Genomic DNA, 26,528 nt, shown 5'->3' with positions numbered 1-26,528 from the left:
GGAGGGGGAGCACGGTGGATTCCGTTCCACCCGAGGCGCCGAGCGACTCGGAGCTGCTCGCCCGGCATGTGGCGGGCGACCCCGACGCCTTCGGTGAACTCGTACGCCGCCACCGCGACCGGCTCTGGGCCGTGGCCCTGCGCACCCTGGGGGACAGGGAGGAAGCGGCCGACGCCGTGCAGGACGCCCTGATCTCCGCCTTCCGCGCCGCCCACACCTTCCGCGGCCAGTCCGCCGTCACCACCTGGCTGCACCGGATCACCGTCAACGCCTGCCTCGACCGGGTCCGCAAGGCCGCCTCCCGCAAGACGTCCCCGGTGGACGACGCCGAACGCCTCGACCAGCTCCTGGAACCCCACGAATCGGCCGAGGCCCCCGCCGTGCGGCAGGACCTCCACCGCCAGCTCCAGGAAGCTCTGGCCACGCTGCCCGCCGAGCAGCGGGCAGCCCTCGTCCTCGTCGACATGCAGGGCTACCCCGTCGCGGAAGCGGCCAGCATCCTGGAGGTGCCGACCGGCACCGTGAAGAGCAGATGCGCCCGGGGCCGGGCGAGACTGGCCCCCCTGGTCCGCCATCTGCGCGCGGGAACCGGAGCTCAGCCCCCCGACGGGGACAAGGACGCCACCGGAAGGAACCGGACGCCCGGAGCATCCGTCCCATCTGCGTCAGGCCCCAGAGACGCAGGAGCAAGCGATCCTGCCGCTACGAAGGGAGGAGGTGGGCGCCCGTGACATCCACGGCCGACACGGCTCAGCACCCGGAGGTCTCCGAGATCTCCGATCTCACCGAGGGGCTGCTCTCCCCTTCCCGAACGGCGGAGGTCCAGCAGCACGTCGCGGGCTGCGACCTCTGCTCGGAGGTGCGGGACTCCCTGGAGGAGATCCGCGGGCTGCTCGGAACGATGCCCGCACCCGAGCCGATGCCCGACGACATCGCCGCCCGCATCGACGCGGCGCTCGCGGCGGAGGCCCGCTCCACCGCTCCCGTGGACGAGCCGGTCGTTGTTTCACGTGAAACAACGACCACCGAAGACACCACAAGCGACACCGCGACACCCGGGCCCGCTTCCGTGGGCGCCGGCGGCACCGGACCGGACCGCCCCGCGGGCCGGTCCTCGGCTGCCACCGGACCGGGCCGCCGCCCGGCCCGCCGTCGTCGGCGCGCCGTGGTCCTCGGCACCGCGTTCGGCGCGGCGGTCATCGGGATGGGCGTCTTCCTCCTCCAGTCCGTCGCCCCCTCCGGCGATGCCGCCAAGACCTCGGCCGACAGCGGAGTCAGCGCCGCGGACGGTCGCGCACGCACCTACGACGACGGCACGCTCGAAGCCCAGGTGCAGGACCTCCTCGGCGACGGGGCGAGCACGGAGAGCCCCGGTGTGAAGAAGGTGCCGCCGGGCTCGGACACCAAGTCGACGAGCGAGGCCCTCACCCCCGACGCCGAGGCCTCCAGGGGCCCCTTCAAGGCCCCCACCGTCGCTGTTCCCCCATGTGTGCAGCAGGCCACCGGCCGCACCACACCGGCCCTCGCCCTCGACGAGGGGACGTACAAGGGGGCGGACACCTATCTCGTCGTCTTCCCGCACACGAGCGACCCCTCGCGCGTACAGGCCTACCTCGTGGCCGCTGCCTGCGTGGACGCCGCCCCGGAGTCCACCGGGCAGCTGCTGCTCACCCGCGCCTACAAACGCCCCTGAAGACCGTACGCGGCCGCCGCGGCACGTTCGGGAATGCATCAGCCGTAGGATCCGTTGGGTGGGGTGAGAGTCGTTGACCGACCCCGTAGGCAGTTAGGCAGTCTGCAGAAACGAGGAAGAAACCCGTGAGCGACGTCCGTAATGTGATCATCATCGGCTCCGGACCGGCCGGGTACACCGCCGCGCTGTACACCGCCCGCGCCTCGCTGAACCCGTTGGTCTTCGAGGGCGCCGTCACGGCCGGCGGTGCGCTGATGAACACCACCGACGTGGAGAACTTCCCCGGTTTCCAGGACGGCATCATGGGCCCCGAGCTCATGGACAACATGCGGGCCCAGGCCGAGCGCTTCGGCGCCGAGCTGATCCCCGACGACGTGATCGCGGTCGACCTCACCGGTGACATCAAGACCGTCACCGACACTGCGGGCACCGTCCACCGCGCCAAGTCGGTCATCGTCACGACCGGCTCCCAGCACCGCAAGCTCGGACTGCCCAACGAGGACGCCCTCTCCGGACGCGGCGTCTCCTGGTGCGCCACCTGCGACGGCTTCTTCTTCAAGGACCACGACATCGCCGTGATCGGCGGCGGCGACACCGCGATGGAGGAGGCGACCTTCCTCTCCCGCTTCGCCAAGTCGGTCACCATCGTCCACCGCCGTGACACCCTGCGTGCCTCCAAGGCCATGCAGGACCGCGCCTTCGCCGACCCGAAGATCAAGTTCGCCTGGGACAGCGAGGTCGCCGAGGTCAAGGGCGACCAGAAGCTCTCCGGTCTGACCCTGCGCAACACCAAGACCGGCGAGACGTCCGAGCTCCCCGTGACCGGACTGTTCATCGCCGTCGGCCACGACCCGCGCACCGAGCTCTTCAAGGGCCAGCTGGAGCTCGACGACGAGGGCTACCTGAAGGTCGAGGCACCCTCGACCCGCACCAACCTGGCCGGCGTGTTCGGCGCCGGAGACGTGGTCGACCACACCTACCGTCAGGCCATCACGGCAGCGGGCACCGGCTGCTCCGCCGCCCTGGACGCCGAGCGCTTCCTCGCGGCCCTGGCCGACGCCGAGTCCGCCGAGCCGGAGAAGACCCCGGCCGTCTGAACCTCCTCACCACACCCCACCACCCCGAGAAGACTAAGGAGGCCGCCGTGGCCGGCGACCTGAAGCACGTTACGGACGACAACTTCGACGACGTAGTCCTCAAGAGCGACAAGCCCGTTCTGGTGGACTTCTGGGCAGCCTGGTGCGGCCCGTGCCGCCAGATCGCCCCCTCGCTGGAGGCCATCGCGGCAGAGCACGGCGACCAGATCGAGATCGTCAAGCTCAACATCGACGAGAACCCGGCCACCGCCGCCAAGTACGGCGTGATGTCCATCCCGACCCTGAACGTGTACCAGGGCGGCGAGGTCGCCAAGACCATCGTCGGCGCCAAGCCGAAGGCCGCGATCCTCCGCGACCTCGAAGGCTTCATCAGCGCCTGACCGCGCGGCAGCGCCCCGGCGCAATGTTTCACGTGAAACGGGCCCACCCCTTGAGGGGGTGGGCCCGTTTCGCATCACGGCCGACAGCGCCCCGGCCTCACAGCGGCCGCAGCACCGGTTCCTTCTGGACCGCCCCCAGAAGCCGGTCGAGCGCCATCTCCACGTCTTCCTTCCAGGAGAGCGTCGTCCGCAGATTCAGCCTCAGCCGTGGATACACGGGATGCGGCCGCACGGTCTTGAAGCCGACGGCCAGCAGATGATCCGCGGGAAGTACGCATGTCGCCTGCTCGGAGCGCGCGTCTCCGAACGCCTCGATCGCCTTGAAGCCCCTGCGCAGCACGTCCTTGGCCACCGTCTGCACCATGACACGGCCCAGCCCCTGCCCCTGGTACTCGGGAACGATCAGCCCGGTGATCAGCTGGACGGCATCGGGGGAGACCGGACTGGTCGGAAAAGCCGTCGAGCGGGGGACGTACGCGGGCGGGGCGTAAAGCACGAAGCCGACCGGAACGTCATCCACATAGACCACCCGGCCGCAGGACCCCCATTCCAGCAGAACCGCGGAGAGCCAGGCTTCCTTCTCCAGCTCCGGCTTGCCCGCCTTTACCGCGGCTTCCCCACTGACCGGGTCAAGCTCCCAGAAGACACACGAGCGGCAGCGCTCGGGGAGATCCGGAAGGTTGTCCAGGGTGAGTGGTACGAGCCGACGCCCCATGACGGCGATCCCTCATTTCCTTCGCCCGCCGCATCACGTGCGGCTGCCAGCGCGCTCCGCTCCTGGAACAGACTGCCGACGAATCCCCCGACGGCGCCCAGGCCGAGACCGACCGTGACGAGCCGACTGCGGCTCACTCTTCGCAAGGCCTCCGCCCTCCTCTGAGGTCGATCACCGTGGATGCGCCGTCCCAGAACGCATCGTATCCACCCAGAGGTGATGCGGACACCGAGAGAGAGCAAAGGGCGGACCGTGTTCCGGTAAGCACCGGAACCACGGCCCGCCCTTCCACGGGTCCCGCCGCTCAGCCCTCGTCGTCCTCCTCGGACGTCTCGGCGAGCCGACGCTCCAGCACCCGGCCCTCGCCCGGGGCGAGGCTGCCGAGGATCCGGTCCAGATCCTCCATCGAGGCGAACTCGACGACGATCTTGCCCTTCTTCTGCCCCAGGTCGACCTTCACCCGGGTCTCGAAGCGGTCCGACAGACGCGTCGCCAGGTCCGTCAGGGCGGGGGACAGACGGCCGCCGGCCCTCGGTCCCTTGGACTTCGGAGAGCTCGCGGGGCGCGAGCCCATCAGCGTCACGATCTCCTCGACCGCACGCACCGAAAGCCCCTCGGCCACGATGCGGTGAGCCAGCCGGTCCTGCTCCTCGGAGTCGTCCACGGACAGCAGCGCACGCGCGTGGCCGGCCGAGAGAACACCCGCGGCGACCCGGCGCTGCACCGGCGGCGAGAGCCGCAGGAGCCTCAGCGTGTTCGTCACCTGCGGACGGGAGCGGCCGATCCGGTCGGCCAGCTGGTCATGGGTGCACTTGAAGTCCTTGAGCAGCTGGTCGTACGCAGCCGCCTCCTCCAGCGGGTTCAGCTGAGCCCGGTGAAGGTTCTCCAGCAGCGCGTCCAGCAGCAGCTTCTCGTCGTCCGTGGCACGGACGATCGTGGGAATCCGCTCCAGACCCGCCTCACGGCAGGCCCTCCACCGACGCTCACCCATGATGAGCTCGTAGTTGCCCGGGCCCACCTTCCGGACGACGACCGGCTGGAGAAGGCCGACCTCCTTGATGGAGACGACCAGCTCGGCCAGCGCGTCCTCGTCGAAGACCTCACGGGGCTGGCGGGGGTTCGGGGTGATCTCCCCGATCGGCAGCTCGGCGAAGTACGCGCCGGACGTTCCGGTCTCCTGCTCGGACCGGTCCTCCGGGGCGGACGCCGGCTCCGGCACCACCGGGACGGACGGCAGCGCGGTCACCTTCGCCGCGGCCACCCCCCGCTCCGCCGTCAGCACCGGACCCGCACCGGACGCGGCCGGGCCGCCTCCGGGCGCCGACACCTGCTTCTCCTGGGGAGCGGCGGGGATCAGCGCACCGAGCCCACGCCCCAGCCCTCTACGACGCTCACTCACTGAATGCCCTCCGAAACGTTCTGCTGGCTGTTCTGACTGCTCGTGTGGGCGTGCTGAGCCTCGTAATGCACTCCGACGCCCCGCAGGGCGATCTCCCGGGCGGCTTCGAGGTACGAGAGCGAACCACTGGACCCCGGGTCGTAGGTCAGCACGGTCTGCCCGTAGCTCGGCGCCTCCGAGATGCGCACCGACCGCGGGATGCTCGTCCGCAGCACTTCCTTGCCGAAGTGGGTACGGACCTCCTCGGCGACCTGGGAGGCGAGCCTCGTCCGGCCGTCGTACATCGTCAACAGGATCGTCGAGACATGCAGATCCGGGTTCAGATGGCCCCGCACCAGGTCGACGTTGCGCAGAAGCTGCCCCAGGCCTTCCAGCGCGTAGTACTCGCACTGAATGGGGATCAGCACCTCGGCACCGGCCACCAGCGCGTTCACCGTCAGCAGGCCGAGCGAGGGCGGGCAGTCGATGAGGATGTAGTCCAGCGGCTGCTCGTACGCCTGGATGGCCCGCTGGAGTCGGCTCTCCCGTGCCACCAGCGAGACCAGCTCGATCTCCGCACCGGCGAGATCGATGGTGGCGGGCGCACAGAAGAGACCCTCGACGTCCGGTACGGGCTGGACCACCTCGGAGAGCGGCCGGCTCTCCACCAGGACGTCGTAGATCGAGGGAACATCGGCATGGTGATCGATGCCCAGAGCCGTGGAGGCGTTGCCCTGCGGGTCGAGGTCGACCACCAGAACGCGCGCACCGTGCAGGGCCAGCGAGGCGGCAAGGTTGACCGTCGTGGTCGTCTTGCCGACCCCGCCCTTCTGGTTGGCCACCACCATGACGCGGGTGCGGTCAGGACGGGGCAGCCCTTCGCCGGCGCGGCCGAGGGCCTCGACCGCCAGCTGAGCGGCACGGCCGATGGGTGTGTCGTCCATCGGCGGCGGTGTTTCACGTGAAACACCCTCACCCACGGACTCGGTTCGGGGACCGGGGACCGGGTCGGTCATCGGTCCCGCGATGTTGGCGTCGGACCGCAAGGATTCACTCTCCTCGACTTCAGGCTCGCAATGAACAGAGCCTGCCATGCTTTCGGGGTCGTGAACCAGCGAGGCCCGCTGTTCTGTGGATGAATCCGTGCGTGTGGACAACTCGGCAACCCGTCCGGGCTTGCGGTCGCGCGGCGTGGCTGCCGCACGACCACGGCCGATGATTCCCTGCAGCAGAGAGCGACGTTTCACGTGAAACACGATGCCCCTGCGGAGCAACTACCAGGCCACGACACTCCGCACGCCGACCGTCCGGAGCGCCCGACCGGACGGCGGCGCCGTTTCTCGGCGCTCCTCAGCGACGCCTGCGCGTGCGCCCCGTGCGAGCGGCCTTGGCCCTCTTTGCGGCGAACCTCACACCGCCCGGGCTCTCGCCCACCACGACACGGACCACGGTGGAGAGCGGATCGACCACGCCTTCGCCGACATGGAGCACCTCGGTCTCCAGCACACCGAGCTTGCTGAGCGCGGCCCTGGCGCCGTTGAGCTCCTCCTCGGCGGTGTCGCCCTTGAGCGCCAGCATCTCCCCGTACGGCTTCAGCAGGGGCACGCCCCAGCCCGCCAGCCGGTCCAGCGGTGCCACCGCACGGGCGGTCACCACCTGGACGGGCTGAAGCGTCCCGAGGACTTCCTCGGCCCGGCCGCGTACGACCGTCACATGGTCCAGGCCGAGCAGATCGACGACCTCCTGGAGGAAGTTCGTCCGCCGCAGCAGCGGCTCCAGCAGGGTGATCTTGAGATCGGGGCGTACCAGCGCCAGCGGGATACCGGGCAGACCCGCGCCCGAGCCCACATCGCAGACGGTGACGCCTTCGGGCACGACCTCGGAGAGCACCGCGCAGTTCAGCAGGTGCCGCTCCCACAGCCGGGGGACCTCACGCGGCCCGATCAGGCCTCGCTTGACCCCGGCATCCGCAAGAAGCTCCGCGTACCGGACAGCCTCCGGGAAGAGCTCTCCGAACACCGCCTGCGCCTCCGCAGGTGCCTGGGGGAGCTCTGCTGCCTCCGTCACGGGGACCGTCCTTCCATACCGCACTAGCGCACTGTGGGTGGCTGACTATCAGGCTGACAAAGATCGGCCCCGCCTGCGAACAGACGGGGCCGACAGTACAAGGATCCGGTCAGGCCGGGAGAACGACGACGAAGCGCTGCGGCTCCTCGCCCTCCGACTCGCTCCGGAGACCGGCCGCGGCGATCGCGTCGTGCACGACCTTGCGCTCGAACGGCGTCATCGGGTCCAGCTTCACCGGCTCGCCCGTGCTCTTGACCTCGTTCGCGGCCTTGGCACCCAGCTCCGCGAGGACCGCGCGCTTCTTGGCCCGGAAGCCGCCGATGTCCAGCATCAGACGGCTGCGGTCGCCGGTCTCCCGGTGGACGGCCAGCCGCGTCAGCTCCTGGAGCGCCTCCAGGACCTCACCGTCGCGGCCCACGAGCTTCTGAAGGTCGCGCGCCGATTCGCTGATGATCGACACCGCGGCCCGGTCCGCCTCGACGTCCATGTCGATGTCGCCGTCGAGGTCGGCGATGTCGAGCAGTCCCTCAAGGTAGTCGGCCGCGATCTCGCCCTCCTGCTCCAGGCGGGTCAGGGTGTCGCTGCCGGCCTCAGCGGCGGCCGTGGAAGTGGTGCCTTCCGTCACGGATGGACTCCTTCTTACTTCTTGGACGGGTGCTTGGGCCGCTGCGGGCCCTTGCGCTGTCCGGACTTGGCTTGGCGTGAGGAGCCGGAGGCGGGCTTGCCCGCCGACTTCGGCTTGTCGTCCTGCGGTGCGTCCTGCTTCTCGAGCGAGGTCTTGGAACCGGCTGCCTCGGACTCCGTGTCCTTGGCTCCCGCAGTCGCGTGACCGGTCGTCTGGCGCTTCGCCTTGGTCTGGCGCTTGGGCTGCTGGCGCTTGGGCGCGTGGCCGCCCTCGGCATCGGCCGTGGCGGTCTCGCTCTTCACCACCGAGCCGTCCTCCTGGGGCGCGAGACCCAGCTTGCCGAGACCGGTGACGAACTTGCGCTCGATGTCGTTGCGGTCCGTCCCCTTGGCGACGATCGCCTTGACCATCTTGCGCCGGGTGCGGCCGCGCACCTCGCCGTGGGAGGTCACGCTCTTGAGGAGTCGCTGGAGGTAGGCGTCCTGCGCCTTGCTGCCCGGAGTCGGGTTCTGGTTGATCACGTACATCTGCTGACCCATGGTCCAGACGTTGGTGGTCAGCCAGTAGACGAGGACACCGACGGGGAAGTTGATGCCCATCACGGCGAAGATGACCGGGAAGATGTACATCAGCATCTTCTGCTGCTGCATGTACGGGGTCTTCACCGTCAGGTCGACGTTCTTCGTCATCAGCTGGCGCTGGGTGAAGAACTGCGAGGCCGACATCAGCACGATCATGATCGCGGTGACGATCCGGACGTCCGTCAGGGACGCGTCGAGCGAGGTGACCTTCTCGACACTGTCCGTGAACTTCGCGGCCAGCGGGGCGCCGAAGATGTGCGCCTGACGCGCGCTGTCCAGCAGGTCCTGGTTGATCGCGCCGATCTTCTTGCCCGAGGCGATGGAAGACAGCACGTGATACAGGGCGAAGAAGAACGGGGACTGCGCCAGGATGGGAAGACACGAGGAGAGCGGGTTGGTACCCGTCTCCTTGTACAGCTTCATCATCTCTTCGGACTGACGCTGCTTGTCGTTCTTGTAGCGCTCCTGGATCGCCTTCATCTTCGGCTGGAGCACCTGCATGTTGCGGGTCGACTTGATCTGCTTCACGAAGAGCGGGATCAGGCAGATCCGGATCAGCACCACAAGGGACACGATCGACAGACCCCAGGCCCAGCCGGAGTCGTCACCGAAGAGCGCCCCATAGACCTTGTGGAACTGAACGATGACCCATGAGACAGGCGTGGTGATAAAGCTGAACAGACTGGCAATCGTGTCCACTAATCAGGCTCCTTGAGCATTGGGCGAGGTCTCTGCGGCCGGGCTCGGAGGTTCGGAGACCGACCCCCCGGACGGCACATCAGCGGCGGACTCCCCGCCCTTTTCGCCGCGCAGGGCATTGCGCAGCAGCTCGTGCCACCGCGGACGCTTGCGTGGCGGAACATGATCCACGCCGCCGGGTGACCACGGATTGCACCGCAGGATGCGCCAGGCTGTCAGCGCTGTTCCCTTGATGGCTCCGTGCCTGTCGATCGACGTATATCCATAGTGGGAACACGACGGGTAATAACGGCAGACAGGCCCGAGGAGTGGACTGATCGTCCACTGGTACAGCTTGATGAGAGCAAGCAGCGGGTACTTCATCGCGCGCCCCCTCCCAGCAGCCGCTGCAGGGCGGCGTCCAGGTCTCGGGCCAGCTGTGCATGGTCGGCGTCGCCCGCACCGGGCAGCGCCCGTACGACAACAAGGCTACCGGGGGGCAGCTGAGCCAGCCGGTCGCGGACCAGGTGGCGAAGCTTCCGCTTCACCGCGGTACGCACGACGGCGCCCCCCACGGCCTTGCTGACAACGAAACCCGCACGCGGCGCGGGAAGAGTCTCCCCCGTCACGTGCGGGTCCGTTTCACCGCTGCGTAGATGGACGACGAGTAGCGGACGCCCGGCTCGGCGTCCTCGTCGTACCGCGATCGCGAAGTCCTCGCGCCGCCTCAGCCGATTCTCGGTAGGCAGCACGTCATGGACCTGTAAGCGATCAGGCGGACAGGCTGCTGCGGCCCTTGCCGCGGCGGTTCGCGAGAATCGCACGGCCGGCACGGGTACGCATGCGCAGACGGAAGCCGTGGGTCTTGGCGCGACGGCGGTTGTTCGGCTGGAAGGTGCGCTTGCTCACTCGGGGGCTCCAGAAATGATTCGTGTCTTGGCGGGACATCGCCTGGCTGTCACCGTGCGCCCACGAGGAACTCGCGTAAACGCCTTAGTGCACCGCTTCACAATCACAGATCGTGATCTTTGCCCATCGGAGGCAGGCGGCAGCAGCCATCGACAACTCGACCTGGTCACGGTACGCGCGGCTACGCCATCCGGTCAAACCGGCTCCGCGTGACCCCCCATTGTGCACAGCCTGTGGACAACAACTTGAACCGCGCGGGTCGGCCTGACTACCGTGGCTGAACTCCGGTTCTTTTCCTTCCCGACTGCCGGGCCTCACCCGACCCGACCCATCCCGTCCCGAGAACCACACATTCGTGGGACATGCGAGAGAGCGTGCCTTGTGGCTGACGTACCTGCCGATCTTGCCGCAGTGTGGCCGCGAGTGCTGGAACAACTCCTCGGGGAGGGCCAGCAGGGCATCGAGCCGAAGGACAAGCAGTGGATCGAGCGCTGCCAGCCGCTGGCACTCGTCGCCGACACCGCACTGCTGGCCGTCCCCAATGAATGGGGCAAGCACGTCCTGGAGGGCCGGCTCGCGCCGCTCCTCAGCGAGACGCTGACCCGCGAGTGCGGCCGCCCCATCCGGATCGCCATCACCGTCGACGACTCGGCGGGCGAACAGCCCGCTCCGCCGGCGCCTCCGATGCACCAGTCGCACCAGAGCCAGCAGGGCCACCGCTACCCGTCGCAGCCGCGTGAGGACGCCCAGCGCAACGACGGGTACGACGGATACGGTCACCGGCCCTCCGACGACGGGATGCCGACGGCCCGGCCCGCCTACCCCGACTACCAGCAGCAGCGCCCGGAGCCCGGCGCCTGGCCGCGTACCCAGGAGGACCTCTCCTGGCAGCAGCCCCGGCACGGCGGCTACCAGGACCGCGAGCAGCCCTCCGGCGAGCCCTACCGCGACAGCGAGTCGTACCGGGAGCGGGAGAACGAGCCGTACCGCGAGAGCGAGCAGTACCGGGAGCAGCCCGCCGAGCAGTGGCGCGAGCCGTACGGCACCGGGCGTCCCCAGCAGCCGCAGCACGACTACCGCTCGCAGCCGCCCGAGCACCAGGGGTACGAGCAGCAGCGTCCCGACCGGCAGGACCAGCAGCCGCAGCACCGTCAGAGCGGCCCGGGCGGTCACGGCCCCGGACGGACCGGCGGCTCGGTCCCCGGCCCGATGGGCGCCCAGCCGGCCCCCGCGCCGGGCCCCGGCGAACCGCACGCCCGGCTGAACCCGAAGTACCTCTTCGACACCTTCGTCATCGGGGCGTCCAACCGGTTCGCGCACGCCGCGGCCGTCGCCGTCGCCGAGGCGCCCGCGAAGGCGTACAACCCCCTCTTCATCTACGGGGAGTCGGGGCTCGGCAAGACCCATCTGCTGCACGCCATCGGGCACTACGCGCGGAGCCTCTACCCGGGCACCCGGGTGCGGTACGTGAGCTCGGAGGAGTTCACCAACGAGTTCATCAACTCGATCCGCGACGGCAAGGGCGACACCTTCCGCAAGCGCTACCGCGACGTGGACATCCTGCTGGTCGACGACATCCAGTTCCTGGCGAGCAAGGAGTCGACGCAGGAGGAGTTCTTCCACACCTTCAATACGCTGCACAACGCGAACAAACAGATCGTGCTCTCCTCGGACCGGCCGCCCAAGCAACTGGTGACGCTGGAGGACCGGCTGCGCAACCGCTTCGAGTGGGGCCTGACCACCGATGTCCAGCCGCCCGAGCTGGAGACCCGGATCGCGATCCTCCGCAAGAAGGCGGTGCAGGAGCAGCTCAACGCCCCGCCGGAGGTCCTGGAGTTCATCGCCTCGCGAATCTCGCGCAACATCCGCGAGCTGGAGGGCGCCCTGATCCGGGTGACGGCCTTCGCCTCGCTGAACCGGCAGCCGGTGGACCTCGGGCTGACCGAGATCGTGCTGAAGGACCTGATCCCGGGCGGTGAGGAGTCGGCCCCGGAGATCACCGCGCCGGCCATCATGGCGGCGACCGCGGACTACTTCGGCCTCACCGTGGACGACCTCTGCGGATCCTCGCGCAGCCGGGTGCTGGTGACGGCGCGCCAGATCGCCATGTATCTGTGCCGCGAGCTGACCGACCTCTCGCTGCCGAAGATCGGTGCGCAGTTCGGCGGCCGCGACCATACGACGGTGATGCACGCGGACCGGAAGATCCGGGCGCTGATGGCGGAGCGGCGGTCCATCTACAACCAGGTCACCGAGCTGACCAACCGCATCAAGAACGGCTGACGCCGGCTTCCCGGGCTTTCCCGGGCTTGCTGGGCTTCTGAGCTTCTGAGCTTCTCCTGGAGCGATGCTCACGGGCGCCTGTCACGGACCTCCACAGTCCGGGGCGGGCGCTTTTTCGCGTTCCCGGGCCCTGTGAGCGGGTTCCGGGAACCCTCGGCGAACGCCCTGCCGGACCTGTGCTGTTCGAATACGGGCTGCTCAGAGGCCCTTCTCCACAGATGTGAGGGAAATCTTCCGTCCACAGCCTGGGGACCGGGAAGTTGTCCATATTGCGTCCACAGGGCTCGCTGCCGATACTCCATCAGGCCAGGTCACATGGTTGGGGATTTGTGGTCAACCGTGATCCACAGCCTGTGGACAGACTTTTCGTCCACAGGGGGTCGTCGATGTTGTCCACCGGCGGCCCACAGGCTGAGCTCTGTTGTCCCCAGCTTCTCCCTGCTTCTCCACACCTCTGTCCACTGTTCGGCAACGCAACACACGCTCTCACCGCCTGGAGTGAAAGGCGTCACACCAAGGTGCTGGGTTGGGCTGTGGGGAACGTGGGTAAAGCTGGGGACAGGCCTGGGGAGAAGTGGGCCCCTCCTGTGCATCGGGTGTGCAGAACTTCCGCCCGTCCACAGAAAGCCCCGGTTGTCCACGGGCGCCACCCACAGGACCGGTGGACAAAAAACAGTCGCTGACCTGCGCAAACGACGTTATCCACGGTATCCACAAGGCCTACTACTACTACCACCCAGAGTTAGCCAGGAATCCGCTTCGAAGTGGGGCCTGTGTACAACTCGACCGTCGACCGCCGCGAACCTCTTGGCCCGACTTGACCCCGAGCAGCAACGGCTGTCGGTGCCGTACGTCAGACTGGACCCCGGAGCCTCCGCCGTCTCGGCAGCGGACTCCGGTCCAGACGACGAAGGCCAGCAGGGCGAGCGAGCAACAGCAGGAGGCGGTTCCGGTGAAGATCCGGGTGGAGCGCGATGTACTCGCGGAGGCGGTGGCCTGGGTGGCCCGCAGCCTCCCGGCCCGTCCGCCGGCGCCCGTTCTCGCGGGCCTTCTGCTGAAGGCCGAGGACGGGGCTCTCAGCTTCTCCAGCTTCGACTACGAGGTCTCCGCCAGGGTCTCCGTCGACGCGGAGATCGACGAGGACGGCACGGTGCTCGTCTCCGGCCGGCTGCTCGCCGACATCTGCCGCGCCCTGCCCAACCGCCCGGTGGAGATCTCCACCGACGGTGTGCGGGCCACGGTCGTCTGCGGCTCCTCCCGCTTCACCCTCCACACACTGCCTGTGGAGGAGTACCCCGCGCTGCCGCAGATGCCGACCGCCACGGGCACCGTCCCCGGTGAGGTCTTCGCCTCCGCCGCCGCGCAGGTCGCCATCGCCGCCGGCCGCGACGACACGCTGCCGGTGCTCACCGGTGTGCGGATCGAGATCGAGGGCGACACCGTCACCCTCGCCTCCACCGACCGCTACCGCTTCGCGGTCCGCGAGTTCCTGTGGAAGCCGGAGAACGCGGACGCCTCGGCGGTCGCCCTGGTGCCCGCGAAGACGCTCCTGGACACCGCCAAGGCGCTCACCAGCGGCGACACGGTCACCCTGGCGCTCTCCGGCTCCGGCGCGGGCGAGGGCCTGATCGGTTTCGAGGGCGCCGGCCGCCGCACGACCACCCGCCTCCTCGAGGGCGACCTGCCGAAGTACCGCACGCTCTTCCCGACCGAGTTCAACTCCGTCGCGGTGATCGAGACGGCCCCCTTCGTCGAGGCCGTCAAGCGTGTGGCCCTGGTCGCCGAGCGCAACACCCCCGTACGCCTCAGCTTCGAGCAGGGCGTCCTCATCCTGGAAGCCGGTTCCAGCGACGACGCACAGGCTGTGGAGCGTGTCGACGCGGTGCTGGAGGGCGACGACATCTCGATCGCCTTCAACCCGACGTTCCTGCTGGACGGTCTGAGCGCGATCGACTCCCCGGTCGCCCAGCTCTCGTTCACCACGTCCACCAAGCCCGCCCTGCTCAGCGGCCGCCCGGCCGTCGACGCCGAGGCGGACGACGCGTACAAGTACCTGATCATGCCGGTGCGGCTCTCCGGCTGAGCCCGGTTCCCCCGGCCGCCCGGGGGACGTATTCGCGGCAGTTTCCGGCGGGCCCGCTCGGCGCGGAGCGGGCCCGCCGTGCTGTCCCCGGCCGGGCGTAGGCTCGGTCCCGGGCGCACCTGCCCCGACGCTTATCGCCACGACGCTTAAGGAATCTCTGATGGAGCTCGGTCTCGTCGGCCTCGGCAAGATGGGCGGCAACATGCGCGAGCGCATCCGCCGCGCAGGCCACACCGTCATCGGTTACGACCGCAACCCGGATGTCGCCGATGTCCACAGTCTCGAAGAGCTTGTGGGCAAGCTGAAGGGCCCGCGGGTCGTCTGGGTCATGGTCCCGGCCGGTGCCGCGACCCAGTCCACGATCGACGAGCTGGCCGCGCTGCTCTCGCCCGGCGACGTCGTGGTCGACGGCGGGAACTCGCGCTGGACCGACGACGAGAAGCACGCCGTCGAGCTGGGCATCAAGGACATCGGCTTCGTCGACTGCGGCGTCTCCGGTGGCGTCTGGGGCCTGGAGAACGGCTACGCCCTGATGTACGGCGGCACCGAGGAGAACGTGGCGAAGGTCCAGCCGATCTTCGACGCACTGAAGCCCGAGGGCGACTTCGGTTCCGTGCACGCGGGCAAGGTCGGCGCCGGCCACTTCGCGAAGATGGTCCACAACGGCATCGAGTACGCCATGATGCAGGCCTACGCCGAGGGCTGGGAGCTGCTGGAGAAGGTCGACTCCGTCACCGATGTGCGCGAGGTCTTCCGCTCCTGGCAGGAGGGCACGGTCATCCGTTCCTGGCTGCTCGACCTCGCGGTCAACGCACTCGACGACGACGAGCACCTGGACAAGCTCCGGGGCTTCGCCGCCGACTCGGGCGAGGGCCGCTGGACGGTGGAGGCCGCGATCGACAACGCGGTGCCGCTGCCCGCGATCACGGCGTCGCTGTTCGCGCGGTTCGCCTCGCGCCAGGACGACTCGCCGCAGATGAAGATGATCGCCGCGCTGCGCAACCAGTTCGGCGGGCACGCGGTCGAGAACAAGAAGTAGTCCCGCCGCGGAACCGAGAGAAGCGGCACCAGCACGGCACAGCGGAACGGAAAGGCCCGGGAGGTCGGCGCACATGCATGTCACCCATCTCTCGCTGGCCGACTTCCGCTCGTACGCCCGGGTCGAGGTCCCTCTCGACCCGGGCGTCACCGCGTTCGTGGGGCCCAACGGGCAGGGCAAGACCAATCTCGTCGAGGCCGTCGGCTATCTCGCCACCCTCGGCAGCCACCGGGTCTCCTCGGACGCCCCGCTGGTGCGGATGGGCGCCGAGCGGGCGGTGATCCGCGCGGCCGTGACCCAGGGCGAGCGCTCCCAGCTGATCGAGCTGGAGCTGAACCCGGGCCGCGCCAACCGGGCCCGGATCAACCGGTCCTCGCAGGTCAGACCGCGTGATGTGCTCGGCATCGTACGGACGGTGCTGTTCGCGCCGGAGGATCTGGCGCTGGTCAAGGGCGACCCGGGCGAGCGGCGTCGGTTCCTGGATGAGCTGATCACCGCGCGGTCGCCCCGGATGGCCGGGGTCCGCTCCGACTACGAGCGGGTGCTCAAGCAGCGCAACACCCTGCTGAAGTCCGCAGCGATGGCCCGTCGGCACGGTGGCCGCTCGATGGACATGTCCACGCTCGACGTCTGGGACCAGCACCTGGCCCGGGTGGGCGCCGAGCTGCTCGCGCAGCGGCTCGATCTGATCGCCACGCTCCAGCCGCTGGCCGACAAGGCGTACGGGGACGTCGCGCCGGGCGGCGGGCCGGTGGCGCTGGAGTACCGCAGCTCGGTCGGCGAGGACGTGGGTCCCGAGCGCACCCGCGATGAGCTGTACGAGCAGCTGATCGCGGCGCTGGTGGGGGTCCGCAAGCAGGAGATCGAGCGGGGCGTGACGCTGGTCGGTCCGCACCGCGACGATCTGCTGCTCGGGCTGCGGGGCATGCCGGCGAAGGGGTACGCGAGTCACGGCGAGTCCTGGAGTTACGCGCTGGCGCTGCGGCTGGCCAGTTACGAGCTGCTGCGTTCCGAGGGCAACGAGCCGGTGCTGGTCCTGGACGACGTCTTCGCCGAGCTGGACGCCCGCCGCCGGGAGCGGCTGGCGGAGCTGGTGGCCCCGGGCGAGCAGGTGCTCGTGACGGCCGCGGTGGCGGAGGACGTTCCGGGCGTGCTGGCGGGGACGCGGTACGCGGTGACGGCGGGCGAGGTGGAGCGCGTATGACCGGCCGGGGCAAGGGCGCGGACGGGCCGGGCGGCGCGGGGGACGCGCTGCCGGATCCGGCAGCGTCCGGAGCGGCTTCCGGGTCGGCTTCCGGTGGTTCGAAGCCGCCCGAGGTGACCGGGGTCGATCTGGCCCGGGTCGCGTTGCGGGCGGCGAAGGAGCAGGCCAGGGCGCGGGGCGCGGCGGCGCAGCAGAAGAAGCAGGCCCGGCGGGGCGGCGGGCTGCGCTCGGGGGCCCGGTCGGACGGCCGGGATCCGCTGGCGCTGGGTTCCGCGATCAACCGGCTGATCACCGAGCGGGGCTGGGAGACGCCCGCGGCGGTCGGCGGAGTGATGGGGCGGTGGCCGCAGATCGTCGGCGACGATCTGGCGAAGCACTGCGTACCGCTGCGGTACGACGACGATCCGGACGCCCGGGTGCTGACCGTGAGCTGTGACTCGACGGCGTGGGCGACGCAGTTGCGGCTGCTGGCCCCTCAGTTGGTGGCCCGGCTCAACGCGGATCTGGGCCAGGGCACCGTACGGCTGATCAAAGTGGTCGGTCCCGGCGGTCCGGAGCGCCGGTACGGGCCGTTGCGGGCGCCCGGCAGCAAGGGTCCGGGCGACACCTACGGCTGAGGCTCCGGGCCGGCCGCCGGACGTTTCCCGGCCGCCACCGGACGCCGGCGGGCCGACGTGGGTCCCGCGGTCGGGTTTCCCGTTTCTCCGCCGCTTCCGTACCGATCACCGCTCGCCAAGGCTGAGCTGCACGTTCGGCGTAAAATTGTCGTGTACTGGGCGATCTTTGCGTCGGGTTCGTCATGGTTCGCGCCCCAGGAAACCGGACGGTACGGCCGGAGCGTCCCTCACCGTAGCGGGAGGTTGACAGGCCGAAGCGCTCAAAGCCCGTCAGGGCCTCTTGGAGCCCCTTCCTGAATATGGGGAGTCGTCAGCCGCTCATTCAGGGCGGCACAGCCGGACTCAGGTACCGGCAAACCCCCAATCATGTCGGCGCTACCGGTAGACTGGTGAGTAATCCCGCCGCTGAGGCGGGAGTCGTCGATACAAGCCGAACGACGCAGCCGCTCCCGCCTGCCCGGAGAACGGCCTGTGCTGTGCCAGAAAGGGCGCTTCGTGGCCGATTCCGGCAACCCCAACGAGAACATTCCGTCCACAGCCGGTGCGCCGGGCGAGGCCGCTGCCTCGTACGACGCCAGCGCGATCACCGTGCTGGAAGGGCTGGACGCGGTCCGCAAGCGACCTGGCATGTACATCGGCTCGACCGGTGAGCGCGGCCTGCACCACCTGGTGCAGGAGGTCGTCGACAACTCGGTCGACGAGGCGATGGCCGGCCACGCGGACACCATCGACGTCACGATCCTGCCCGACGGCGGGGTGCGCGTGATCGACAACGGACGTGGCATCCCGGTCGGCATCGTGCCGTCCGAGGGCAAGCCGGCCGTCGAGGTCGTGCTCACCGTCCTGCACGCGGGCGGCAAGTTCGGCGGCGGCGGTTACGCCGTCTCCGGCGGTCTGCACGGCGTCGGCGTCTCCGTCGTCAACGCCCTGTCCACCCGGGTCGCCGTCGAGGTCAAGACCGACGGCTTCCGCTGGACCCAGGACTACAAGCTCGGTGTCCCGACCGCCCCGCTGGCCCAGCACGAGGCCACGGACGAGACCGGCACCTCGGTCACCTTCTGGGCCGACGGGGACATCTTCGAGACCACCGAGTACAGCTTCGAGACCCTCTCGCGCCGCTTCCAGGAGATGGCGTTCCTCAACAAGGGCCTCACGCTCAAGCTCACCGACGAGCGCGAGTCGGCGAAGGCCACGGCGGGCGCGGACAGCGCGGACGCGGCCGAGCCCGCCGAGGAGGAGACCGCCCGCTCGGTCACGTACCACTACGAAAACGGCATCGTCGATTTCGTGAAGTACCTCAACTCCCGCAAGGGCGACGTCATTCACCAGTCGGTGATCGACATCGAGGCCGAGGACAAGGACCGTCTGCTCTCGGCCGAGATCGCCATGCAGTGGAACACGCAGTACACCGAAGGCGTCTACTCCTTCGCCAACGCGATCCACACGCACGAGGGCGGTACGCACGAGGAGGGCTTCCGCGCGGCGCTGACCTCGCTGGTCAACCGGTACGCGCGCGACAAGAAGCTGCTCCGCGAGAAGGACGACAACCTCACCGGCGAGGACGTCCGCGAGGGCCTCACCGCGATCATCTCGGTGAAGCTGGGCGAGCCGCAGTTCGAGGGCCAGACGAAGACCAAGCTGGGCAACACGGAGGCCAAGACCTTCGTGCAGAAGGTCGTCCACGAGCAGCTGACGGACTGGTTCGACCGGAATCCCAACGAGGCCGCCGACATCATCCGCAAGGGCATCGCCGCCTCGACCGCCCGTGTGGCGGCCCGCAAGGCGCGCGACCTGACGCGGCGCAAGGGGCTCCTGGAGAGCGCCTCGCTGCCGGGCAAGCTCAGCGACTGCCAGTCGAACGACCCCACCAAGTGCGAGATCTTCATCGTCGAGGGTGACTCCGCCGGTGGTTCGGCGAAGTCCGGCCGTAACCCGATGTACCAGGCGATCCTGCCCATCCGAGGCAAGATCCTGAACGTCGAGAAGGCCCGGATCGACAAGATCCTCCAGAACACCGAGGTCCAGGCGCTGATCTCGGCGTTCGGCACCGGGGTCCACGAGGACTTCGACATCGAGAAGCTCCGCTATCACAAGATCATTCTGATGGCGGACGCCGACGTCGACGGTCAGCACATCAACACCCTGCTGCTGACCTTCCTCTTCCGCTTCATGCGGCCGCTGGTGGAGGCGGGGCACGTCTACCTCTCGCGCCCGCCGCTGTACAAGATCAAGTGGGGCCGGGACGACTTCGAGTACGCGTACTCGGACCGGGAGCGCGACGCGCTCGTGGCGCTCGGCAAGCAGAACGGCAAGCGGATCAAGGAAGACTCGATCCAGCGCTTCAAGGGTCTCGGCGAGATGAACGCCGAAGAGCTGCGCGTCACGACCATGGACGTCGACCACCGGGTCCTCGGCCAGGTCACGCTGGACGACGCGGCGCAGGCCGACGACCTGTTCTCGGTGCTCATGGGTGAGGACGTCGAGGCACGGCGCTCGTTCATCCAGCGCAACGCCAAGGACGTCCGCTTCCTCGACATCTGAGTCGGCCGTACCAGCGACGCCGCAGCTCGAAAGGACTTTGACCAGCAATGGCCGACGAGAACACCCCTGTGACACCTGAACCCGTGACGCCCGAGGAAGAGACCGTCCCCGGTGTGGGCATGCGTGTCGAGCCCGTCGGGCTCGAGACGGAGATGCAGCGCTCCTACCTCGACTACGCGATGTCCGTCATCGTCTCGCGTGCGCTGCCCGACGTACGGGACGGCCTCAAGCCCGTCCACCGCCGGGTGCTGTACGCGATGTACGACGGCGGCTACCGCCCCGAGAAGGGGTTCTACAAGTGCGCCCGCGTCGTCGGTGACGTCATGGGTACGTACCACCCGCACGGCGACTCCTCCATCTACGACGCCCTGGTGCGCCTCGCGCAGCCGTGGTCGCTGCGGATGCCGCTGGTGGACTCCAACGGCAACTTCGGTTCCCCGGGCAACGACCCGGCCGCCGCCATGCGGTACACCGAGTGCAAGATGATGCCGCTGTCCATGGAGATGGTCCGGGACATCGACGAGGAGACCGTCGACTTCCAGGACAACTACGACGGCCGCAACCAGGAGCCGACGGTCCTGCCGGCGCGCTTCCCGAACCTGCTGGTCAACGGCTCCGCGGGGATCGCGGTCGGCATGGCGACCAACATCCCGCCGCACAACCTCCGCGAGGTCGCGGCGGGCGCCCAGTGGTATCTGGAGCACCCCGACGCCTCCCACGAGGAGCTGCTGGACGCGCTGATCGAGCGCATCAAGGGCCCCGACTTCCCGACCGGCGCGCTGGTCGTGGGCCGCAAGGGCATCGAGGAGGCGTACCGCACCGGCCGCGGCTCCATCACGATGCGCGCGGTCGTCGCGGTCGAGGAGATCCAGGGCCGCCAGTGCCTGGTCGTCACGGAGCTGCCGTTCCAGACCAACCCCGACAACCTCGCGCAGAAGATCGCCGACCTGGTCAAGGACGGCAAGGTCGGCGGCATCGCGGACGTCCGCGACGAGACCTCCTCGCGTACGGGGCAGCGCCTGGTCGTCGTCCTCAAGCGGGACGCGGTCGCCAAGGTCGTCCTGAACAACCTGTACAAGCACACCGACCTCCAGACGAACTTCGGCGCCAACATGCTGGCCCTGGTCGACGGGGTGCCGCGCACGTTGTCGATCGACGCGTTCATCCGCCACTGGGTGACGCACCAGATCGAGGTCATCGTCCGGCGTACGCGGTTCCGGCTGCGCAAGGCCGAGGAGCGGGCGCACATCCTGCGCGGCCTCCTCAAGGCCCTGAACGCCATCGACGAGGTCATCGCCCTCATCCGGCGTTCCAACACGGTGGAGATCGCGCGCGAGGGCCTGATGGGCCTGCTGGAGATCGACGAGCTCCAGGCCAACGCGATCCTGGAGATGCAGCTGCGCCGGCTGGCCGCGCTGGAGCACCAGAAGATCACCGCCGAGCACGACGAGCTCCAGGCGAAGATCAACGAGTACAACGAGATCCTGGCCTCGCCCGCCAAGCAGCGCTCCATCGTGAGCGAGGAGCTGGCGGCGATCGTCGAGAAGTTCGGCGACGACCGGCGTTCCCAGCTGGTGCCCTTCGACGGTGACATGTCCATCGAGGACCTGATCGCCGAGGAGGACATCGTCGTCACGATCTCCCGCAGCGGCTATGTGAAGCGCACGAAGACGGACGACTACCGCTCGCAGAAGCGCGGCGGCAAGGGCGTGCGCGGCACGAAGCTGCGGGAAGACGACATCGTCGACCACTTCTTCGTCTCGACCACGCACCACTGGCTGCTGTTCTTCACGAACAAGGGCCGGGTCTACCGCGCCAAGGCGTACGAGCTCCCGGACGCCGGCCGGGACGCGCGCGGCCAGCACGTCGCCAACCTGCTGGCGTTCCAGCCGGACGAGAAGATCGCCCAGATCCTGGCGATCCGCGACTACGAGGCCGTGCCGTACCTGATCCTGGCGACGAAGGGCGGTCTGGTGAAGAAGACCGCGCTCAAGGACTACGACTCGCCCCGCTCCGGCGGTGTCATCGCGATCAACCTCCGCGAGATGCCGGAGGGCGGCGACGACGAGCTGATCGGCGCCGAGCTGGTGTCGGCCGAGGACGATCTGCTGCTCATCAGCAAGAAGGCCCAGTCGATCCGGTTCACCGCGACGGACGACGCGCTGCGCCCGATGGGCCGTGCCACCTCGGGTGTGAAGGGGATGAGTTTCCGCGAGGGCGACGAACTCCTCTCGATGAATGTCGTCCGGCCCGGTACGTTCGTCTTCACCGCTACCGACGGCGGGTACGCGAAGCGGACCGCCGTCGACGAGTACCGCGTCCAGGGTCGCGGCGGCCTCGGCATCAAGGCCGCCAAGATCGTGGAGGACCGCGGATCGCTCGTCGGTGCGCTGGTGGTCGAGGAGACCGACGAGATTCTCGCCATCACGCTCGGCGGTGGTGTGATTCGTACGCGAGTCAATGAAGTCAGGGAGACGGGCCGTGACACCATGGGCGTCCAACTGATCAATCTGGGCAAGCGCGACGCCGTCGTCGGCATCGCGCGCAATGCCGAGGCCGGTCGTGAGGCGGAAGAGGTCGATGGGGCCGATGACGTCGAAGGCGAACCGTCCGAGGCCCACGCCGAGGGCGTGGCAGAGGGCACTGTCGAGGGCACGGAGCCTTCGACCGGGGAGCACGAGGAGTAGAGCGTGAGTGGAGCCACGGGCGCAGGTTCGGCCGCTTCCGGAGCCGGTGCGAACGGCGCCCGTGGCCCTGCCACGGACTCCCAAGGGGGCACTGTGACGGACACACGAGGGCCTCAGCCCCAGTACGAGGGTTACGCGACCGGGCCGCTGCCCGGCGAGCGTGAGCCCGCACCGGGGCCGTCGGGGCCGTACCACCCGCCCCAGGCGTATCAGGCGCCCGGCGGCGGCACCCAGGGCGGCCAGCGCCCCGGACAGCCGGGCGGCGGCACGCTGGGCGGTGCGCAGGGCGTGGGCGGCGCCCAGGCGACGCGCAAGCCGCGCACGGGGGCGCGGACCACTCCGCGTACCCGCAAGGCCCGTCTGCGGGTGGCCAAGGCCGACCCGTGGTCGGTGATGAAGGTCAGCTTCCTGCTGTCCATCGCGCTGGGCATCTGCACGGTGGTGGCGTCGGCGGTGCTGTGGATGGTCATGGACGCGATGGGCGTCTTCGAGACCGTCGGCGGCACGATCAGCGAGGCCACCGGCTCGAACGAGAGCAACGGCTTCGATCTGCAGTCGTTCCTGTCGCTGCCGCGCGTGCTCATCTTCACCTCGGTCATCGCCGTGATCGACGTGGTGCTGGCCACCGCGCTGGCGACGCTGGGCGCCTTCATCTACAACCTGTCGGCGGGCTTCGTGGGCGGCGTCGAGCTCACGCTGGCCGAGGACGAGTAGGGCGCCGGGTATCGATTTTGGGACTGGCCCCGACGTGCGCTAATCTTCTGAAGTCAGCGCGGAGCAGTACAGCGCGGCGGGGCTATAGCTCAGTTGGTTAGAGCGCATCCCTGATAAGGATGAGGCCACAGGTTCAAATCCTGTTAGCCCCACAGTGCGTAGCAGATGTTGAGAGGGCCTTCCCCGAGCGGGAAGGCCCTCTCGGCGTTTTGGTGGTGGGGCGTGGCCCTGTGAACGTCTCCGGCCGCGGAATGCATGGGGAGCGTTTGATTCCTCCCTGATGACCTGGGCTTTTGCGCTCCACTCGAAGAGCCTGGTTGGTAATGCCCAGGTCAAGGATGCTCGGACTCAACGAGGCGCGAGGGGATGGACCCTGGCGTCGGAGACGGGGAGAGATCCATGAAGTTGAGCCGAGTGAGGTACGGGGTCGGTGCGGCCGCCGTGGCGATGAGCGTGGTGGTGCTCAGTGCCGGACCCGCGTCCGCCGCCGGTAAGACGTGGTACCGCGACTGCGCCAAGGACACCAAGTACGTCGCCAAGGTCTCGGCGCACGAGGCGACCACCACGAAGTCCGGTGGCAGTTGCGCCGGCCACGCCTGGGTGCGGATCAAGGTGGAAGGCAGCAGCAAATGGGGTACCTGGGCTGACAGCAACTCGACCGCGAAGAGGATCAGCCCCGTGTACAAGATCGTGGCCTCGGAGCACAAGGACTGCAACTGCAGTACGGCGAACAAGCACACGCTGAAGCCGTAGTCCGGCACACGGAAAGGGCCCCCGGCCGGTGTGAACCGGACCAGGGGCCCCGGAAGTGCGGTGGCGGCGGGATCAGGGGGGTGGCGCCGGGGAGTCGCCTTCCGGGGCTGTGGAGTGGGAGCCGGTCTGGCCGGTGGTGCGGGCGGTGTCGGCGGGGTCGAGTGACAGGTGGCGGGTGGCCGGGGAGGAGCCGTGGGCCTCGGCCCGGATGCGCTGCTTCATCGTGGGCGGCAGGGCCCGGTCACGCGGAAGGGTCCATCGGACCGAGGGGGCGAGCGGGGTTGCCGCGGTGGCACCCGTGTGCTCGTGGGTCGTGGCGCTCGGCTGCGCGGCGGCGTTCGTGGCGTTCGTGGCGCTCGCCGTGGCGGTGGCGAGGCCCAGCGACGCCAGGAGGGCGAAGAAGGCGGTGATGAAGGCGGTCCAGATGTTCTTGGGCTGGAAGGTGCTCATGGCCCCTCGCTTTCGGACGGTCCGGTTGCTGACTTCTCCGATCATGTGGATCCGGGCCGCGATTTCGAGGAGCGACGCCCGCTCTGCGCCGATCTTCGGATTAACACCACTCGTATGGTGCAACCGGAGTGGACAGCCCCTCGTGAGGGGTCGGAACGGGTCGCCGGGAGGTCGTTCGGGGTGCCGGGAAGGGGCTGCTTTTGGGTTCCGGGCAGGTCACCGATCGGTATCGGCCGGTGTGTATAGTCGGCGGCAGAAGGCCCCTACGCCAAGGAAAGACGAGGTAGCGCGGTGAAGAAGCTTCTCCTGGTCGCACTGGCCGCCATCGGCGGGCTCCTCGTGTACCGCCAGATCCAGGCGGATCGCGCCGAGCAGGATCTGTGGACGGAGGCTACCGACTCCGTGCCCGCAGGTTCGGGTGTGTGAGACGGCACAGTCTGTTACGGGCCCCGGTCGCTGAGCGGCCGGGGCTTCGTGCTGTCCGGGGTCCGTTCGCCGGCGCGGTTCTTCTGTCCGCGTTGCGCGAGTGAAGTGACCTGAGCGCGCCGGCGGGGCCCGGAACGCGGACAAGAAGGGCAATCCGGCTGCGGCCGGAGACAGCAGCGGTGCGGGCGGGGCAGGATGGACCGGCATGGCGGCCGGGCGGTCGACGGGCATCGGCGCGTGAGGACGACGAGGGGAAGCGCGTGAAGAGGCAGCGGCAGCGCAACAGGGGGCGGGCGGTGGCCGCGGTACTCGCGGCGCTGTGCGCGGCGGCGGTCCTGCCGGGGCAGGCGCACGCGGCAGGCCCCGGGGCGTACGCGTTCGACCCCGACGCGAAGAACGTGCAGGGGGCGACGGCGAACGTCGAGGCGTCCGAGCTCGACGAGGGCGTCCCGTACCGCAGCACGATCAGGCCGGGCGAGAAGCTGTACTACCGGGTCACCCTGGACGACGTCTCCGCCGCCTATGTCTCGGCGGTCGCGGTGCCCGGCGACAGCGGTCCGGTCGCCTACGGCGACGGCATCACCGTCAGCCTCCGGGAGACCGACGACAGCCAGTGCAGCTCGGGGCGGGCGAACTTCGGGTCGGGCGCGTACGCCCGGCCCGTCTCCGCGTACGCCCACCGGGCCATCAAGGAAGGCAGCAGCACCTGCCAGGACAGCGGCCCCTACGACGTCCTCGTCGAGCGCGAGACCAAGTCGGCCGCCGACACCGACGCCTGGGACCTGGAGCTGCGCTTCCTGCAGGAGCCGCAGGTGAGGAGCGGCTCCGCCCTGCCGACCGAGGGGCCCGACAGCTGGCCGTCGGCCTCGCCGCAGCCTCTGACCGGTCAGCAGCAGAAGCGGTCCGGCGGGGCCGGGTACTCCGAGGCCACCAGCCTGGAGAACGGCCGCTGGCAGGACACCGTCGCGCCGGGGCAGACCCGCTTCTACCGGGTGCCGGTGGACTGGGGCCAGCAGATCTACGCCACCGCCGGGCTCTCCAACAGCGCGGGCGGCAAGAAGGAGTTCGTGGGCAACGCGCTCACCCTGTCGCTGACCAACCCCGTCCAGGGGCCCGTCTCCGACGCCACGCTGTCGTACTCCGGAGGGCCCGCGTCCGCGTCCCTGCGGCCCCTGCCGCCGGTGGCCTACCGCAACCGGTTCGACGCATCGAGCCAGGTCGGCGCCATGCGCTTCGCGGGCTGGTACTACCTGTCGGTCTCCCTCAGCCCGAAGCTGAAGGAGTCCTACGGCACCGAGCCCATCCCGTTCGAACTGTCGGTCCAGGTGAAGAACAAGGCCGAGGAGTCCCCGTACGAGGGCGACGCCGGGGTCTTCGGCGTCACCGACCAGGACCGGGAGGTGGCCCGAGACGGGAAGAACGCCCGCCAGGCCGCGCGGAGCGGCCCGATGACGGTGGTCGCCGCGGCCGGGATCGGCACGGGGTCCGTGCTGGTGCTCGGGCTGGGCGTCTGGACGCTGCTGGCCCGCCGTCGTGCGGCGGCCGGTCATCCGGCCGCCGGGCACCCGGCCGGTGGGGGGCACCGGCCGCCGCAGGGCTGGTAGTTCG

The 26,528-nt window shown here is 69.2% G+C and carries 25 protein-coding genes and 1 tRNA gene; 16 read left to right on the top strand and 10 right to left on the bottom strand.

The features are described from left to right. Positions 1 to 14: 14 nt before the first annotated feature. The 4 genes from sigM (at position 15) to trxA (ending at position 3,170) form a co-directional block, all read left to right on the top strand. Complete coding sequence (gene sigM, locus ACSMXR_RS18120; RefSeq protein ID WP_473169407.1) at positions 15 to 731, top strand: RNA polymerase sigma factor SigM; 717 nt, start codon at positions 15 to 17, stop codon at positions 729 to 731. Further along, positions 728 to 1,693 carry a hypothetical protein gene (locus ACSMXR_RS18115; protein WP_473169406.1) on the top strand — a complete coding sequence of 322 codons (966 nt, stop codon included), beginning with the start codon at positions 728 to 730 and terminating at the stop codon, positions 1,691 to 1,693. The genes sigM and ACSMXR_RS18115 overlap by 4 nt, the downstream gene beginning before the upstream one ends. A gap of 125 nt (positions 1,694 to 1,818) precedes the next feature. Next, complete coding sequence (gene trxB, locus ACSMXR_RS18110) at positions 1,819 to 2,790, top strand: thioredoxin-disulfide reductase (RefSeq protein WP_137229424.1); 972 nt, start codon at positions 1,819 to 1,821, stop codon at positions 2,788 to 2,790. A gap of 47 nt (positions 2,791 to 2,837) precedes the next feature. Then, positions 2,838 to 3,170 carry a thioredoxin gene (trxA, locus tag ACSMXR_RS18105; protein WP_030077252.1) on the top strand — a complete coding sequence of 111 codons (333 nt, stop codon included), beginning with the start codon at positions 2,838 to 2,840 and terminating at the stop codon, positions 3,168 to 3,170. Between the two features lie 97 nt (positions 3,171 to 3,267). Here trxA and ACSMXR_RS18100 read toward each other — a convergent pair whose 3' ends face one another. The 9 genes from ACSMXR_RS18100 to rpmH all read right to left on the bottom strand — a co-directional run bounded on the left by ACSMXR_RS18100 (position 3,268) and on the right by rpmH (position 10,123). Next, positions 3,268 to 3,885, bottom strand: a complete 618-nt coding sequence (locus tag ACSMXR_RS18100; RefSeq protein ID WP_473172326.1) for a GNAT family N-acetyltransferase — start codon at positions 3,883 to 3,885, stop codon at positions 3,268 to 3,270. 304 nt (positions 3,886 to 4,189) lie between these two features. Continuing rightward, the gene (locus ACSMXR_RS18095) at positions 4,190 to 5,284 is read right to left on the bottom strand and encodes a ParB/RepB/Spo0J family partition protein (protein ID WP_381791780.1); all 1,095 of its coding nucleotides are present in this window, start codon (positions 5,282 to 5,284) and stop codon (positions 4,190 to 4,192) included. Then, on the bottom strand, positions 5,281 to 6,357 hold the full coding sequence (locus ACSMXR_RS18090) for a ParA family protein (protein ID WP_078585112.1): 1,077 nt from the start codon (positions 6,355 to 6,357) through the stop codon (positions 5,281 to 5,283). The genes ACSMXR_RS18095 and ACSMXR_RS18090 overlap by 4 nt, the downstream gene beginning before the upstream one ends. Before the next feature lie 256 nt (positions 6,358 to 6,613). After that, positions 6,614 to 7,330 carry a 16S rRNA (guanine(527)-N(7))-methyltransferase RsmG gene (gene rsmG / locus ACSMXR_RS18085; RefSeq protein WP_030077245.1) on the bottom strand — a complete coding sequence of 239 codons (717 nt, stop codon included), beginning with the start codon at positions 7,328 to 7,330 and terminating at the stop codon, positions 6,614 to 6,616. Between the two features lie 109 nt (positions 7,331 to 7,439). Next, positions 7,440 to 7,955, bottom strand: coding sequence for a Jag family protein (locus ACSMXR_RS18080; protein WP_010060419.1), 516 nt, complete (start codon positions 7,953 to 7,955; stop codon positions 7,440 to 7,442). Between the two features lie 14 nt (positions 7,956 to 7,969). Further along, on the bottom strand, positions 7,970 to 9,235 hold the full coding sequence (yidC, locus tag ACSMXR_RS18075; RefSeq protein ID WP_473172325.1) for a membrane protein insertase YidC: 1,266 nt from the start codon (positions 9,233 to 9,235) through the stop codon (positions 7,970 to 7,972). 3 nt (positions 9,236 to 9,238) lie between these two features. Beyond that, positions 9,239 to 9,598 (bottom strand): membrane protein insertion efficiency factor YidD, encoded by a 360-nt coding sequence (gene yidD, locus ACSMXR_RS18070; RefSeq protein WP_006125986.1) that lies wholly within the window; start codon positions 9,596 to 9,598, stop codon positions 9,239 to 9,241. Beyond that, entirely contained in the window at positions 9,595 to 9,966 is a 372-nt protein-coding gene (gene rnpA, locus ACSMXR_RS18065; RefSeq protein ID WP_078611057.1) for a ribonuclease P protein component, read from the bottom strand. The genes yidD and rnpA overlap by 4 nt, the downstream gene beginning before the upstream one ends. 19 nt (positions 9,967 to 9,985) lie before the next feature. Beyond that, positions 9,986 to 10,123, bottom strand: a complete 138-nt coding sequence (rpmH, locus tag ACSMXR_RS18060) for a 50S ribosomal protein L34 (RefSeq protein ID WP_003967884.1) — start codon at positions 10,121 to 10,123, stop codon at positions 9,986 to 9,988. A 273-nt stretch (positions 10,124 to 10,396) separates the two neighbouring features. Between rpmH and dnaA the strand changes: the two genes are divergently transcribed. The 10 genes from dnaA to ACSMXR_RS18010 all read left to right on the top strand — a co-directional run bounded on the left by dnaA (position 10,397) and on the right by ACSMXR_RS18010 (position 24,044). After that, positions 10,397 to 12,406, top strand: coding sequence for a chromosomal replication initiator protein DnaA (gene dnaA / locus ACSMXR_RS18055; RefSeq protein WP_473172324.1), 2,010 nt, complete (start codon positions 10,397 to 10,399; stop codon positions 12,404 to 12,406). Positions 12,407 to 13,358: 952 nt separating this feature from the next. Continuing rightward, positions 13,359 to 14,489, top strand: coding sequence for a DNA polymerase III subunit beta (gene dnaN / locus ACSMXR_RS18050; RefSeq protein WP_003967886.1), 1,131 nt, complete (start codon positions 13,359 to 13,361; stop codon positions 14,487 to 14,489). A 160-nt stretch (positions 14,490 to 14,649) separates the two neighbouring features. Continuing rightward, a complete protein-coding gene (gene gnd / locus ACSMXR_RS18045; RefSeq protein WP_103509458.1) occupies positions 14,650 to 15,528 on the top strand; it encodes a phosphogluconate dehydrogenase (NAD(+)-dependent, decarboxylating) in 879 nt (292 codons plus the stop codon). 73 nt (positions 15,529 to 15,601) lie between these two features. Continuing rightward, positions 15,602 to 16,732 (top strand): DNA replication/repair protein RecF, encoded by a 1,131-nt coding sequence (gene recF, locus ACSMXR_RS18040; protein WP_030077232.1) that lies wholly within the window; start codon positions 15,602 to 15,604, stop codon positions 16,730 to 16,732. 113 nt (positions 16,733 to 16,845) lie between these two features. Next, on the top strand, positions 16,846 to 17,349 hold the full coding sequence (locus tag ACSMXR_RS18035; RefSeq protein WP_030077230.1) for a DciA family protein: 504 nt from the start codon (positions 16,846 to 16,848) through the stop codon (positions 17,347 to 17,349). 471 nt (positions 17,350 to 17,820) lie between these two features. Further along, positions 17,821 to 19,890 carry a DNA topoisomerase (ATP-hydrolyzing) subunit B gene (gene gyrB, locus ACSMXR_RS18030; RefSeq protein ID WP_137229414.1) on the top strand — a complete coding sequence of 690 codons (2,070 nt, stop codon included), beginning with the start codon at positions 17,821 to 17,823 and terminating at the stop codon, positions 19,888 to 19,890. A 47-nt stretch (positions 19,891 to 19,937) separates the two neighbouring features. Further along, positions 19,938 to 22,577, top strand: a complete 2,640-nt coding sequence (gene gyrA / locus ACSMXR_RS18025; protein WP_137229412.1) for a DNA gyrase subunit A — start codon at positions 19,938 to 19,940, stop codon at positions 22,575 to 22,577. Between the two features lie 93 nt (positions 22,578 to 22,670). Then, on the top strand, positions 22,671 to 23,291 hold the full coding sequence (locus ACSMXR_RS18020) for a DUF3566 domain-containing protein (protein ID WP_030077224.1): 621 nt from the start codon (positions 22,671 to 22,673) through the stop codon (positions 23,289 to 23,291). 78 nt (positions 23,292 to 23,369) lie between these two features. Next, positions 23,370 to 23,443: transfer RNA gene (locus ACSMXR_RS18015), tRNA-Ile, on the top strand. A gap of 247 nt (positions 23,444 to 23,690) precedes the next feature. After that, positions 23,691 to 24,044 carry a hypothetical protein gene (locus ACSMXR_RS18010; protein WP_381791788.1) on the top strand — a complete coding sequence of 118 codons (354 nt, stop codon included), beginning with the start codon at positions 23,691 to 23,693 and terminating at the stop codon, positions 24,042 to 24,044. 72 nt (positions 24,045 to 24,116) lie between these two features. Here the strand turns inward: ACSMXR_RS18010 and ACSMXR_RS18005 are convergent, their stop codons facing one another. Continuing rightward, entirely contained in the window at positions 24,117 to 24,494 is a 378-nt protein-coding gene (locus ACSMXR_RS18005) for a DUF6344 domain-containing protein (RefSeq protein WP_030077222.1), read from the bottom strand. 291 nt (positions 24,495 to 24,785) lie between these two features. Here ACSMXR_RS18005 and ACSMXR_RS18000 point away from each other — a divergent pair, with 291 nt between their 5' ends. Both ACSMXR_RS18000 and ACSMXR_RS17995 read left to right on the top strand, forming a co-directional pair. Beyond that, positions 24,786 to 24,920, top strand: coding sequence for a DLW-39 family protein (locus tag ACSMXR_RS18000; RefSeq protein WP_003958712.1), 135 nt, complete (start codon positions 24,786 to 24,788; stop codon positions 24,918 to 24,920). A 260-nt stretch (positions 24,921 to 25,180) separates the two neighbouring features. Further along, positions 25,181 to 26,524: a hypothetical protein gene (locus tag ACSMXR_RS17995; RefSeq protein WP_381791791.1), complete on the top strand. Its 1,344-nt coding sequence runs from the start codon at positions 25,181 to 25,183 to the stop codon at positions 26,522 to 26,524. Positions 26,525 to 26,528: the final 4 nt, after the last annotated feature.

It is taken from the genome of Streptomyces sp. DSM 106670, assembly GCF_055792845.1.
This window is presented reverse-complemented; position numbering and strand designations above follow the sequence as displayed.